Here is an 11,867-nt window from a genome sequence, read left to right on the forward strand (position 1 = left end):
ATGCTCAGTAGAAAGAAGCTCGTGGCCGTCTCGGGGCTCGTCGGCGGCCTCGCCGTGACCTGTACCGGCCTCGCCCAGGGATACGCCGCGGCGGACCCGGGGATCTGCACGCGTGACATTCAGGGCAACGTCACCTGCATCCAGCGGATCCAGGGCGAGGTGCCCGAGGGTGGCGCCCTTCCCCACCAGGACAACTGCATGCCGATGCAGCCCATCACGCTGCCGGCCGCCCTGGGCAGCGGGACGATCAAGTACGGGCCCGAGGTGACCTGCTCCACGCCGCCCCGCGACAAGGGCGACGGAAAAATGGAATTGCCCGGCCTGCTGGACTGAGACTCCGCGCCGGAGCCTCCCGACTCCCGACGAATCGAGCTGTGAGCCGACACGACGTATGACCGAAGATCCCGAATTGCTACCTATTGTGTGTATATGCTCACGATAAGTAGTCAACCAGGGCTGTGTGCCCGGGCAAGAAAGGGTCAATCATGCGTAAGTTTCAGCGTGCAGCGGTCGTAGCGGCAGCGGTTGCGGGGCTGTCCGCACTCGGCGTCGGTGTCAGCTTCGCCGGCGGCGAAGAGGGCCACCCGACGCAGGAGTACACCGCTGTGGCCAACTCGTCGGCCAACGCCGTGGCCACGTACGGCGGCTACAACACCCACGACGGAGGCAAGGGGCACGACGACCCCGCTCCCGAGGGCAGCGGCGGCGAGTACGCGGGTCAGGGCGGCGGTCAGTAAGACCACTCAGGTCCACGATGCCCACGAGTGACCGTGCAGCGGCCGTGGCGCATCGACATTCCTTTGGAACGCGATATGCACATCGCACGAACGGTACGTCCTAGTCCCGGACCAACTCGGACTGTTCGCCGGTGTGCTGAGTAATACCCCATGGCGAAGGCAGCCCGGACGCGCGACAGACCCCTCAGGGTGCGCGTCCGGGCTGCGGCAATGCCGCCGCCGGACGCATCCGTTCATGCGTCCAGGCGCTGGGTCCCCCCTTCGACCTCCTCCAAGGCCCGGGTGCGCGCCGGTCGATGGCGCGGACGCCGGGCCTCCAGCGCAAAGGAACACATCACATGTTCACCCGGCAGAAAATTGCGACCGTCACGGGGCTCGTCGGAAGTCTCGCCGTGATCTGTGTCGGCACCGCACACGCGCACACCGTCGACCCCAAGGGTGACTGCAAGAGCACCGCCATGGGCGACACCATCTGCATCCACAAGAGCGAGACCCGCACCGACCAGCACGGCAAGCACGTCATCAAGCAGGCGCAGGACTGCTCGGTCGTCGACCGGCCGCGTCTGGTGGGCCCCGGCGACGACCTGCTGGCCGGCGGATCCAAGAACGTCGGCGCGGTGGTGACCTGCTCCAACGAGCTGAAGCTGCCCAAGGGGTTCAAGAAGCCGCAGATCGTGAAGCCGCAGATCGTGAAGCCGCACATCGTGCTCTGACGCACGATCGGAAAACGCCGGACCGGGATCACCCCGGTCCGGCTTTTCGGCTTTCTGGAGCCGGATCCTGCCCGCGACATGAGGATCCCCGGTGTCCCGGCCTCGCGGCCGGGACACCGGGGAAGGTGTCCTGCTTGCGGCTACTTACTTGCCGACGCTGTTGTTGCAGCCCATGTTCGAGCCGAGCGACGACTCCTGCGCACCGGCGTTGCCCTCACCGTTGAGCGCGTTGCCCAGCGCGCCGTTGAGGATGCCGACTTCGCCGAGGACGTCGGCGTTGAGGTCGTGGGACCTGCAGGTGGTGCTCTGCAGGACGCTGAAGCGGGAACCGCCGCTCTTGCCGCCTCCGTCAAAGCCCTGGCCGGCGTGAGCGGCGCCGGCGCCCAGGAGTCCGACGCTCCCGAGGGCGGCGACCAGGACGGCAGCCTTGCGCAGCTTGTGCATGTCTACTCCGGTGGAAGTGAAGTGGATGCGATCCGTGAGAGATCGACTTCGAACAGTAACCGAGGGTAATAGGAAATATCCGAAGACAAACAGCGACGCGCCGAATTCGTAATTCTCTTCACTCCGAATGCTCAATGATCATTCTGAATGCTTAGCAGGATATAAAAAATGCTTAATGATGGGCACAAAAAAGTCCCGGCACCTAGCCTCGGGCTCGGTGCCGGGATCATTTACCGCTCTGGTCGGGCGGTGTGGCTCTGGGTTCAGAACGCGCTGTTGCTGCAGCCCATCGTCGAGCCGATGTGAGTGGCCTGGGCGCCCGGGTCACCCTCGCCGTTGAGCGCGTTGCCCAGCAGGCCGTTGAGGATGCCGACCTCGCCGAGGACGTCCAGGTTCAGGTCGTGCGACTTGCAGTTGGAGCTCTGGAGGACGCTGAAGCGGTCGCCCTTGCCGCCGCCTTCCTTGCCGCCTTCCTGGCCTCCGGCGTGTGCGGTGCCGCCGACGAGTCCGATGCTGCCGATGGCCGCGATCAGGACGGCGGCCTTGCGAAGCTTGTGCATGTCATCTCCGGTGGAGTGAGAGGTTGCGATCTGTAGCTGATCGCCTTCTTACAGTTACCGGAGATTAATAGGAAATACCCCAAAACGGACAGCGACGCGCCGAGTTCATGATCTATTGGCAAAAGCACCCGAAAGCCGCATCGCATGCGCACGGGCCCTTCGAGGGTGTTCCTCGAAGGGCCCGTCGGGCGTCGGTGTTCGGTTGTCGGACGGCTCTGGTGCCCGAAGTCAGTGCCCGGAGTGGGCGAGAGCGTTCGACTGCGTGTTGCCCTGGCTGCACTCGATCCCATGGGTGTCGGCGGCGGCAAGTACGGCGACCGGGACGTTCGCGCCCAACAGGGACTGCGGGCTGCACTCCTGGGACGGACGGAAGAGGTTGCTCTGGAGCGAGTCGCCGCCCTGCCCCGGGGTCGCCTGCGGGGAGATCTGGGGGCTGAGAGAGGGGCTCAGGTTCGGGTTGATCTCCGGGGTGACCTCGGCGCCCCGCTGCGGCGGAGCCGCCTGCTGCGGGCCGTAGCTCTGTGCGGTGGCCCCCGCGGAGCTCGCCGAAGAGGCCTGGGCGTCCGGCTGTGAAGCGGGGGGCGGATAACCGCCGTTGTAGTCCGGAGCGGCGGAGCTGGGGCCGGCGCCGACGGCGGACAAACCGCCGGCTGCTGCGACGATGAGCGCGACTTGCTGGAGCTTGCGCATGAAACCCTCGGCCCTTCATTGACCTGTGCACGGAACGATTCAAAATGCTGGTGAGCCAGTGCAGTTGTTGCTGTTCTTGCTGCCCTGTGCGGTTGCGACGGACCATCGCTCTGGCCCAGTGGGAACGACGTAAGTGCGGCCATGGATACGGTGTTCCGGGCCCTGATCACCCATTTGCCCGAGGCCGCTGTGCGCCGCGCCGCCGCGTTCCGGACGCCTCTGCAATCATGCTCCGGGGCGACCGGCCGTCAATGGCAAACGGGTGACGGGCTTTCAAGTCCCGTGACCGGGGCGGGGGAAAAGTCGTTGCCAGCTGGGAGAGGGCAGCGATCATGGATCACGGAGGGGTTACGGAATTCGCTGCCGGCTCCGGCGTGAGTCCGTGTACGGCCCGGTAGTTACCCCGTAAAGGCACAGTACGAAAATCGGACTGGGCGCACATGAGACTGCACTGAAATACAACGGATTTCCTGTTCAGGTTTCGAAGGGCCGAGGGTTCCATGCGCAAGCTTCACAAGGCCGCTGTCGTCGCAGCAGCGGCCGGCGGTCTGACCGCCATCGGCGCCGGCGTCAGCCATGCCGACGCTCCCGTCGGATACGGTGCCGCTCCAATGTCGGCTCCCGAGTACCCCGCACCGCAGTACGGGCCGCCGCAGTACGGGCCACCGCAGTACGTGCCGCAGTACGGGCCGCCGCAGTACGCACCGCAGTACGGGCCGCCCCAGTACGTGCCGCAGTACGCGCCGCCCCCGCCGAGCGGCCCGATGGCCGAGGCGGCGTCCCACTCGCGCGGCTACGCACAGGTCGCCCCGCAGCCGTACCCCCAGCCGATGATGCAGGCCCCTCCGCCGCCGCCTCCCATGCCGCAGCAGCCGCCGACCGGTTACGCCGTCGCCTCGGCCTCGTCGGGCGGCTCCGCGCAGGCCTCGAACGGGCCGTCGTACGACCCGCCGGCCGCCCCGCAGCCGGCCCCGGCTCCCGCCCCCCAGCAGCCGGCGCAGGTCATGCCGCAGGTCAGCCCGCAGTCCGCGCCTGAGGTCATGCCGAGGGTCGCCCCGCAGGTCGCCATGCCGCAGACCTTCGGCGCCGCGGATGGCCCGCCGCGCGTCGCCCCGCAGGTGAACCCGTCGGTGAACCCGCAGGTGAACCCGCTCGTCAACCCGCTGCTCGCACCGGACACCCCGCGGGCGCCCGGGCTCGGCCTCGGGCAGGTCGCCGCGCCTCCCGTCGGCTCGCTGGGTCTGCCCCGAATCGGCTGACCGCCTTCGGCGATGTCCGCCGTCCCCACTCGATCTGCCGCAGATCGCAACCGCTCGACCATGGAGAAGTGATGCGCACGTTTCAGAAGGCCGTCCTCGTGGGCGCCATGCTCGGAAGTGTCGGCTCCCTCGGCGTCAACACCGCCTTCGCACACGGTGAGCCGGGCCACGACCTCGAGGTCGCACAGTCCACCGAGTGTCGTTCGCACGACATGAACATCAATGTGCTCGGCAGCGTCGGCGCCGTCAACGGCCTGGCCGGCAACCTGCTCAACGGCGAGGGATCCCCGGGCGCGCAGCCCACCAACCTCGGTTCGGACATGGGCTGCAACAGCAAGGCCCTCTGACCGGCTTCGTCGCAGGCCGGAGCCGTGCGGCTCCGGCCGCGGACGGGCGGTGCGCAGAAGCACCGCGGCGACCCGGTGACGGGCAGCGCCGGACCTTCCCTGTGGACACCAGGGAGGGTCCGGCGCTTTTTTGCGCGGCCGGGATCCAGGTTCTGTGCGGCCGGGGCTCAGGTTCTGCGCGGCCGGGATTCGGATTGTGTGCGGCCGGGGCTCAGGACAGGAGTCGTAGCGGGGTCCCGGCCAGGTAGGCCTGGATGTCCTCCACCGCCTGGCGGTAGTACGTCGTGTAGTTGGCGTGCGAGACGTAGCCGAGATGCGGGGTGGCGAGGAGGCGGGGGGCGGTGCGCATCGGGTGGTCGGCGGGCAGCGGCTCGATGTCGAAGACGTCCACCCCGGCGCCCGCGATCCGGCCCGCGTGCAGCGCGGCCAGCAGGGCGTCCTGGTCGACGACCGACGCCCGGGAGGTGTTGATCAGGTAGGCGGTCGGTTTCATCAGGGACAGCTCGGCGGCGCCGATGAGGCCGCGGGTGCCGTCGCCCCCGGGCACCTGGACGGTGACGAAGTCGCCGGTGGCCAGCAAATCCTCCTTGGACCCCGCCAGTTCGACACCGTGTTCCGCGGCGCGCTCCTTGGTCAGGCGCGGGCTCCACGCACTCACCCGCATGCCGAAGGCGAGCCCGACCCGGGCCACGTGGCCGCCGATCCTGCCGAGGCCGAGCACCCCCAGCCGCGCGCCGTGCAGATCGGCGCCCACGGTGGACTGCCAGGGGCCGTTCGCGCGCAACGCGGTGCTCTCCTCGACGAGCCCGCGCGCGAGGCCGAGCAGCAGCGCCCAGGTCAGCTCGGCGGGCGGGATGCCCGAGCTCTGCGTACCGCACACGGTGACGCCGTGCGCCTTCGCCGCGGCGTAGTCGATGACGGTGTTGCGCATGCCGGAGGCGATGAGCAGCTTCAGCCGGGGCAGCCGGGCGAACAGCGAGCCGGGGAAGGGGACGCGTTCGCGCAGCGTGACGACGATGTCGCAGCCGGCGAGAGCCGCGACCAGGGCGTCCTCGCCGTCCAGGTGCTCCCGCAGCGAGAAGACCTCCACCGTGTCCTCGAGTACCGACCAGTCGGCCAACTCGGTGGCCACACCCTGGAAGTCGTCCAGCACCGCACAGCGAAGTCGCACGTCGTCTCTCCTGCCGAGTACCTGTCACCTCTCACGGACGGGGGCCAGTCTGCCCCGGGCAGCAAAAAGCCCTCCCGGAGGGGGAGGGCTGGGCACGGGCGCCCCCGGCAGGACTCGAACCTGCGGCCAAGCGCTTAGAAGGCGCCTGCTCTATCCACTGAGCTACGGGGGCCTGGTGTGGTGGCCTCGTGCGGATGCCCTGGTCGGGCTGATCCGTGACGTGACCCGGGGACAAGGATAGGGCTCCCGGTTCCTTGACCCCGCTGCTTCGCCTCCGTGGCTCGATGTGGAGGTTCGGTGAAGCGGTCCTGATAATCGCAGGCAGGTGCGATTCGTGCATCGCTTTTGGCGTCCGACGCCCCGGGTGTTGTGCACTCGTTATGCCTGGACTGTGCCCGTGTCCCAATGGTTCCTTCCGTCCGTTCCGTCCTCTCGGCACGCAGACATGTCTATATGCTTCAGAATTCCCCTAAAATTGGGCATTCTTCGCATGTGGTGACCTTGGACGTACGGCCTCAGCTGCTCGACACACTTTCCGCTCTGCGCGATCGTGTCGCCGCCACACGCTTTCCGCTGCCCCTGCCCGGGGCCGCACGCGCGCGTGCCAACCGCGACGAACTCCTCGCGCAGCTCGACGACTATCTCGTACCCCGCCTGCGAGAGCCCGAGGCGCCGCTGCTGGCCGTCGTCGGGGGATCCACCGGCGCGGGCAAGTCGACGCTGGTCAACTCCCTCGTCGGGCGGCGGGTGAGCGAGGCGGGCGTGCTGCGGCCGACGACCCGGACGCCGGTCCTCGTCTGTCATCCGGAGGACCACCACTGGTTCAGCACCATGCGCGTGCTGCCGGAGCTGACCCGGGTGTGGGCGGCTCAGCAGGACCCTGTCGACGATCTGCTGCTGCCCGCCCGCGAGGAGCCCATGCGCGTGCTGCGCATCGAGACCGCCGAGACCCTCCCGCGCGGGCTCGCCCTCCTCGACGCGCCCGACATCGACTCGCTGATCGCCGACAATCGTGTCCTCGCCGCCGAGCTGATCTGCGCCGCCGACATCTGGATCATGGTCACGACGGCGACCCGCTACGCCGACGCCGTCCCCTGGCATCTGCTGCGCACCGCCAAGGAGTACGACGCCACCCTCGTCACCGTGCTGGACCGGGTGCCTCACCAGGTCGTCTCCGAGGTCTCCCGGCAGTACGGCGCCCTGCTCACCAAGGCCGGACTCGGTGACGTACCCCGCTTCACGGTGCCCGAGCTGCCCGAGTCCGCGTGGGGCGCCGGACTGCTGCCCGCCACCGCCGTGGCGCCCCTGAAGAACTGGCTCGTCCACCACGCCCAGGACCCCGCCGCCCGGCAGCACGTCATGGCCCGTACCGCCTACGGCCTCCTCGACTCGCTCCAGTCGCGCATGCCCGAGCTGGCCAGCGCGGCCGCCGCCCAGTACGCGGCCGCCCTCCGGCTCACCTCCGCCGTGGACGCCGCCTACGACACCGAGCACGCGCGCGTACGCGGCCGCCTGCAGTCCGGTGCCGTGCTCGCCGGGGACGCGCTCAAGCGCTGGCGGGCCTTCCCGCTGGACTGCACCCCCGCCGAACTCCTCGACGCGCTCGTGGAGAGCCTGGGCGCCCTGCTGCTGTGCTCCGTCACGGCCGCGGACGAGCGCATCGACGAGGCATGGCGGCACGAGCCCGCGGCAGGCGCCCCGGGCCTCGCCGAGCGCGGCCTCTCCGTGGAGACCGCCGAGCACCGCATCGGCCTCGCCGTACGGCGCTGGCGGCGCGAGTTGGAGGAGTACGCCGAGGACGAGGTGCGGGTGCTGGAGCGTACCTCCGCACCCGACCCCGAGATCGTCGCCTCCGTCGTCGCCACCGCGCTGCTGGGCGGGCGCCGGGCGCGCAACGCGGGCGAGGGGCTCGCCTCCCGGATGGGCGCCCAGGGCGCGCTGCGGCTGCGCGAGCGGGCGGGGCGCCTGCTGACCGAGTACGTGGACCGTGTCATGAACGCCGAACGCGAGCGGCGCCTCGCCGCGCTGGAGTCCCTTGACGTCCAGCCCGCGCCGCAGGCCGAACTCATCGCCGCGCTGTCCGTACTGCAGAAGGAGAGGTGACCGGTGACGGCCGCCACTGATCAGGACCACATGGAGCACACCGACCACATGGCGCCTACTGAGCACAGCGGTCACATGAATTCCGAGGTCGTGAACCCCGGAGAGCGTGGCGACCTTCTCGGGGAGCTGGTGCCCCCGGGCCCGGGAGCTCCCGGCGACACCGCCGTCGAGGCACCCGGCACCGCAGCCGCCTCCGCCGTACCTGAAGACCGGACCGAGGCTCCGGGCCTGGACTCCGCACCGGCCGCCTCGGCGGCGGACGCGGTCGAGAACTGGGCCGAGGCCGAGGCCGAGGCCGAGGGGGAGGACGCCGAAGACGATCAACGCGATCAACGCGATCAACGCGATCACCGCGGCCGCCGCGACGGACGCGATGGACGTGACGGACGTGACGGACGTGATGCGAGCGACGCCGAGGCCGCGGGTATGGACCCGCAGCGGCGGTGGCACGCGCGCGGGGTGTCGCGTGGGGCGTCGCGCGGGGCGCAGGAGGACGCGGCCGCAGAGCCGCAGATCCGCGGGCCGTTGGCGGGATCACCTCGGGAGCGGGACGCGCGCGTGACGGACCAGGACATGGGTCGGGCGGCCGCGCCCGCCCTCGGCAGGAGCGCCGACGCGGCAGGCGGCCGAGGTTTCCGCCCGCCGCACCGCACGCCCCGGCAACCCGGCCCCAGCGACGCGGCGCCCCTCCGGCGCAGATCCGAGGCCGTCACCGACACCGACAGTGGCGTCGGCTCCGGCGCCGACTCCAGCTCCAGCCCCAGCTCCGACTCCGGCTCCGAGTCTGCGGAGACCTGGGACGACGGCCTGATCGCCCGCCGCATCACGGACGCCGGAGCCGCCGCGCTCGCCGCCGAACGCGAGACCGACACCCGGGGCCAGGGCAGCAACCCCCCGCCTCCACTGGCGTACGACGGTCCGTTGCGCTCCCGCCTCGACGCCCTGCGCGAACTCGTCGGCCTCTCCCGCGCCCGGCTGGACCACCACACCCTCGCCGAGGCGGGCCGCGTCCTGGACGAGGCGGCCGCCCGCCGCAAACTCTCCGGCCGGCACACCGTCATCGCCATCGCGGGCGCCACCGGCAGCGGCAAGTCGCAGCTGTTCAACGCCCTCGCCGGCGTGGCCATCTCGGAGACCGGGGTACGTCGCCCGACCACGGCCGCCCCCATCGCGTGCAGCTGGAGCGACGGCGCGGCAGGCCTCATCGACCGGCTGGGCATCCCGGGCCGGCTGCGCCGCCGCCCCGCGCACAACCCGGACAACGAGGCGGAGCTGCGCGGGCTCGTCCTGGTCGACCTGCCCGACCACGACTCCGCCGCCGTACAGCACCGCGAACAGGTCGACCGGATCCTGAAGCTGGTCGACGCGGTGATCTGGGTGGTCGACCCCGAGAAGTACGCCGACGCCGTCCTGCACGAGCGCTATCTGCGGCCCATGTCCGGCCACGCCGAGATCATGTTCGTCGTCCTCAACCAGGTCGACCGGCTGCCCGGGGAGGCCGCCGACCAGGTCCTGGACGATCTGCGGCGGCTGCTGGACGAGGACGGCGTGGCGCTCGGCGAACACGGCGAACCGGGCGCCAACGTGCTCGCCCTGTCCGCGCTCACCGGCGAGGGCGTCGGCGAACTGCGCGAGGCGCTCGGCCAGTTCGTGGCGGAGCGGGGCGCGGCGGCCCGCCGGGTCGCGGCCGACGTGGACTCCGCCGCGGCCGACCTGCGGCCCGTCTACGCCGCCGAACGGCGCGTCGGTCTCAGCGAGGAGGCACGCGAGGAGTTCGCGGCGCGGCTCGCGGACGCGGTGGGCGCCACCGCGGCGGGCGACGCCGCCGAGCGAGCCTGGCTGCGCAACGCCAACCGCGCCTGCGGCACGCCCTGGCTGCGGCTGTGGCGCTGGTACCAGGGGCGCGGCGACGCCACGACGGGCCGCCATGCGGTGCGTCCCCAGGCCGAGGAGGAGATCACGGCCCGGCAGCGGGTGGAGCACGCGGTCCGTACGGTGGCCGACCGGGCCTCGTCGGGGCTGCCCGGGCCCTGGGCGCAGGCGGTGCGCGAGGCGGCCGTACGCGGCGCGCACGGGCTGTCGGAGGCGCTGGACGAACTGGCGGCGCGGGCCGGACTGCCGCCCGGCCGGCCGCCGCGGCCGGGCTGGTGGCCGGTGGCGGTGCTGGTCCAGGCGGCCATGACGCTGCTGCAGATCGTGGGCGGCGTGTGGCTGGCGGCCCAGATCGCCGGCGTCATGGGCCCCAACCTCGGGGTCCCGGTGCTGCTGATGGTGTGCGGGATCATCGGCGGACCGCTGGTGGAGTGGGGCTGCCGGATGGCGGCCAGAGGCCCGGCCAGACGCTACGGCCAGGAGGCGGAACGGCGCCTACGGGAGGCGGCCGCCGGCTGCGGCCGGGCCCGCGTGCTCGACCCGGTGGCGGCGGAACTGCTGCGCTACCGGGAGGTGCGCGAACAGTACGGGAGGGTCGCGCGGACGGGCTCGGGGGCGACCGTGGGCTGAGGGCTGAGGGCTGAGGGCTCGGCCCTCAGGTTGGGGGTTGGGAGCGGCCGCCGGGGGTGTGTGGGCTGTGCGGGCTGGGGCGGCCACGCGGGGGTGTGTGAGCTGGGGGGCGGCGGCCCAGGATGCGCGAGTCGGTGGCTGGCCGGGGCCATCTGGGTTGTCCGGGCTGGCGACTGGGGACTGCTGCCCGGGGGTGTGAGTCGGAGGTCGGCTGTGGACATCTCGAGTGTGTGGGCTGACGACCGGAGGTGGCCGCCCGGGGGTGCCTGAGCCGGCGGCAGGCCGCGGCCACCTGGGGAGATGCGAGCCGGTGGCCAGGGGCGGCCGGCGGGGGTGAGGACAGCGGCGGGGGACGGGGATCACTCGTGCGGGTGACCGCGATTTCCACAGGTGAGGCGGTCGTCCACAGCGCTCGGCGGGCTCGGCCCGGCGGAGGCAGTCTGGGGTCGCGGCGATCGCACGGCGGGTCCGGCCGGAGGGACGGCGGACGGCGCGCGCGATCGGCGGGATGTGCCGGTGCGTACGACGGTCGTACGCGCCGGCACGCCAGACGCAGCCGTACGGGACGGGCCCGTACGTGTGTCCGTCCGGCCGTCGCGGGCCGGGCGGGGGAGGGGAGCGAGGACATGAACGAGACGATCGTGTGCGTGGTGGGCAACGTGGCGACCCGGCCGGTGTACCGGGAGTCGGCGGCGGGGTCGTCGGCCCGGTTCCGGCTGGCGGTGACCACGCGTTACTGGGACCGGGAGAAGAGCGCCTGGACCGACGGACACACCAACTTCTTCACGGTGTGGGCCAACCGCCAGCTCGCGGTGAACGTGGCGGCGTGCGTGGAGATCGGCCAGCCACTCGTCGTCCAGGGCCGGCTGAAGGTGCGCACGGAAGGACGCGAGGGGCAGCAGCAGTGGGCCTCCGCCGACATCGACGCCGTGGCGATCGGCCACGACCTCGCACGCGGTACGGCCGCCTTCCAGCGCGCGGCCAAACCGGAGCAGGCCCTCACGGCGGCCCGGCCGGAGCCGAACTGGGAGACACCGCAACCCGTCGGCGCCGCGAGCGACGAAGCGGCCCAACATGCCCCGGAGCCAGCGGCAGTGACATGACGTCAGCAGGCGGGGGATGCGCCGGGACCGTTCGGTCCCGGGGCGGGACGCGATGGCCGAACACCCCGCACGAACCGGTGGATTTGTCGATATGCCCAGCTCATGGACGGTCCCGGGGATAACGATTACGGATCGGATCGCCCATCGGATCATCCGACCGGCAGGAGAGGCTCCGAGTGATCCATAGGATGCCGGGCGTGCCCCTAGGGGCTGCCGATTCTGCTGGTGGGACCGTCCC

12 protein-coding genes and 1 tRNA gene are annotated in these 11,867 nt (G+C 71.1%); 8 read left to right on the forward strand and 5 right to left on the reverse strand.

Annotated features, from left to right (window positions below; translation table 11 throughout):
* The 3 genes from AB5L52_RS28620 to AB5L52_RS28630 all read left to right on the forward strand — a co-directional run bounded on the left by AB5L52_RS28620 (position 1) and on the right by AB5L52_RS28630 (position 1,450).
* The gene (locus AB5L52_RS28620) at positions 1-333 is read left to right on the forward strand and encodes a hypothetical protein (protein ID WP_351026683.1); all 333 of its coding nucleotides are present in this window, start codon (positions 1-3) and stop codon (positions 331-333) included.
* Positions 334-485: 152 nt separating this feature from the next.
* The gene (locus AB5L52_RS28625) at positions 486-737 is read left to right on the forward strand and encodes a hypothetical protein (RefSeq protein WP_351026682.1); all 252 of its coding nucleotides are present in this window, start codon (positions 486-488) and stop codon (positions 735-737) included.
* A gap of 338 nt (positions 738-1,075) precedes the next feature.
* Positions 1,076-1,450, forward strand: coding sequence for a hypothetical protein (locus AB5L52_RS28630; RefSeq protein ID WP_351026681.1), 375 nt, complete (start codon positions 1,076-1,078; stop codon positions 1,448-1,450).
* Positions 1,451-1,594: 144 nt separating this feature from the next.
* On the opposite strand, the gene AB5L52_RS28635 is transcribed toward AB5L52_RS28630, so the two are convergent.
* The 3 genes from AB5L52_RS28635 to AB5L52_RS28645 all read right to left on the reverse strand — a co-directional run bounded on the left by AB5L52_RS28635 (position 1,595) and on the right by AB5L52_RS28645 (position 3,144).
* The gene (locus AB5L52_RS28635; protein ID WP_351026679.1) at positions 1,595-1,894 is read right to left on the reverse strand and encodes a hypothetical protein; all 300 of its coding nucleotides are present in this window, start codon (positions 1,892-1,894) and stop codon (positions 1,595-1,597) included.
* A gap of 263 nt (positions 1,895-2,157) precedes the next feature.
* Positions 2,158-2,454 carry a hypothetical protein gene (locus tag AB5L52_RS28640; RefSeq protein ID WP_351026677.1) on the reverse strand — a complete coding sequence of 99 codons (297 nt, stop codon included), beginning with the start codon at positions 2,452-2,454 and terminating at the stop codon, positions 2,158-2,160.
* A 228-nt stretch (positions 2,455-2,682) separates the two neighbouring features.
* Positions 2,683-3,144, reverse strand: a complete 462-nt coding sequence (locus tag AB5L52_RS28645) for a hypothetical protein (protein WP_351026676.1) — start codon at positions 3,142-3,144, stop codon at positions 2,683-2,685.
* A gap of 500 nt (positions 3,145-3,644) precedes the next feature.
* Here AB5L52_RS28645 and AB5L52_RS28650 point away from each other — a divergent pair, with 500 nt between their 5' ends.
* Positions 3,645-4,403, forward strand: a complete 759-nt coding sequence (locus tag AB5L52_RS28650; RefSeq protein WP_351026675.1) for a hypothetical protein — start codon at positions 3,645-3,647, stop codon at positions 4,401-4,403.
* Positions 4,404-4,474: 71 nt separating this feature from the next.
* On the forward strand, positions 4,475-4,750 hold the full coding sequence (locus tag AB5L52_RS28655; protein ID WP_351026673.1) for a hypothetical protein: 276 nt from the start codon (positions 4,475-4,477) through the stop codon (positions 4,748-4,750).
* Positions 4,751-4,961: 211 nt separating this feature from the next.
* On the opposite strand, the gene AB5L52_RS28660 is transcribed toward AB5L52_RS28655, so the two are convergent.
* Together AB5L52_RS28660 and AB5L52_RS28665 are read right to left on the reverse strand one after the other, a co-directional pair.
* Complete coding sequence (locus AB5L52_RS28660) at positions 4,962-5,921, reverse strand: D-2-hydroxyacid dehydrogenase family protein (RefSeq protein ID WP_369367005.1); 960 nt, start codon at positions 5,919-5,921, stop codon at positions 4,962-4,964.
* A gap of 99 nt (positions 5,922-6,020) precedes the next feature.
* Positions 6,021-6,093 (reverse strand) — tRNA-Arg (locus AB5L52_RS28665).
* Between the two features lie 320 nt (positions 6,094-6,413).
* Between AB5L52_RS28665 and AB5L52_RS28670 the strand changes: the two genes are divergently transcribed.
* The 3 genes from AB5L52_RS28670 (at position 6,414) to AB5L52_RS28680 (ending at position 11,629) form a co-directional block, all read left to right on the forward strand.
* Complete coding sequence (locus AB5L52_RS28670) at positions 6,414-8,024, forward strand: dynamin family protein (RefSeq protein WP_351026670.1); 1,611 nt, start codon at positions 6,414-6,416, stop codon at positions 8,022-8,024.
* Between the two features lie 3 nt (positions 8,025-8,027).
* Positions 8,028-10,526 (forward strand): GTPase, encoded by a 2,499-nt coding sequence (locus AB5L52_RS28675; RefSeq protein ID WP_369367007.1) that lies wholly within the window; start codon positions 8,028-8,030, stop codon positions 10,524-10,526.
* A gap of 626 nt (positions 10,527-11,152) precedes the next feature.
* Positions 11,153-11,629, forward strand: a complete 477-nt coding sequence (locus AB5L52_RS28680; RefSeq protein WP_369367008.1) for a single-stranded DNA-binding protein — start codon at positions 11,153-11,155, stop codon at positions 11,627-11,629.
* Positions 11,630-11,867 lie beyond the last annotated feature (238 nt).

This window comes from Streptomyces sp. CG4, assembly GCF_041080655.1.
In the GTDB taxonomy this organism is placed as follows: domain Bacteria; phylum Actinomycetota; class Actinomycetes; order Streptomycetales; family Streptomycetaceae; genus Streptomyces.

Excerpts from the sequence above, each read along its gene's own strand:
- AB5L52_RS28635 (WP_351026679.1), bottom strand. The coding sequence starts at position 1,894 with ATGCACAAGCTGCGCAAGGCTGCCGTCCTGGTCGCCGCCCTCGGGAGC.
- AB5L52_RS28630 (WP_351026681.1), top strand. The coding sequence starts at position 1,076 with ATGTTCACCCGGCAGAAAATTGCGACCGTCACGGGGCTCGTCGGAAGT.
- AB5L52_RS28640 (WP_351026677.1), bottom strand. The coding sequence starts at position 2,454 with ATGCACAAGCTTCGCAAGGCCGCCGTCCTGATCGCGGCCATCGGCAGC.
- AB5L52_RS28645 (WP_351026676.1), bottom strand. The coding sequence starts at position 3,144 with ATGCGCAAGCTCCAGCAAGTCGCGCTCATCGTCGCAGCAGCCGGCGGT.
- AB5L52_RS28620 (WP_351026683.1), top strand. The coding sequence starts at position 1 with ATGCTCAGTAGAAAGAAGCTCGTGGCCGTCTCGGGGCTCGTCGGCGGC.
- AB5L52_RS28655 (WP_351026673.1), top strand. The coding sequence starts at position 4,475 with ATGCGCACGTTTCAGAAGGCCGTCCTCGTGGGCGCCATGCTCGGAAGT.
- AB5L52_RS28625 (WP_351026682.1), top strand. The coding sequence starts at position 486 with ATGCGTAAGTTTCAGCGTGCAGCGGTCGTAGCGGCAGCGGTTGCGGGG.
- AB5L52_RS28680 (WP_369367008.1), top strand. The coding sequence starts at position 11,153 with ATGAACGAGACGATCGTGTGCGTGGTGGGCAACGTGGCGACCCGGCCG.
- AB5L52_RS28650 (WP_351026675.1), top strand. The coding sequence starts at position 3,645 with ATGCGCAAGCTTCACAAGGCCGCTGTCGTCGCAGCAGCGGCCGGCGGT.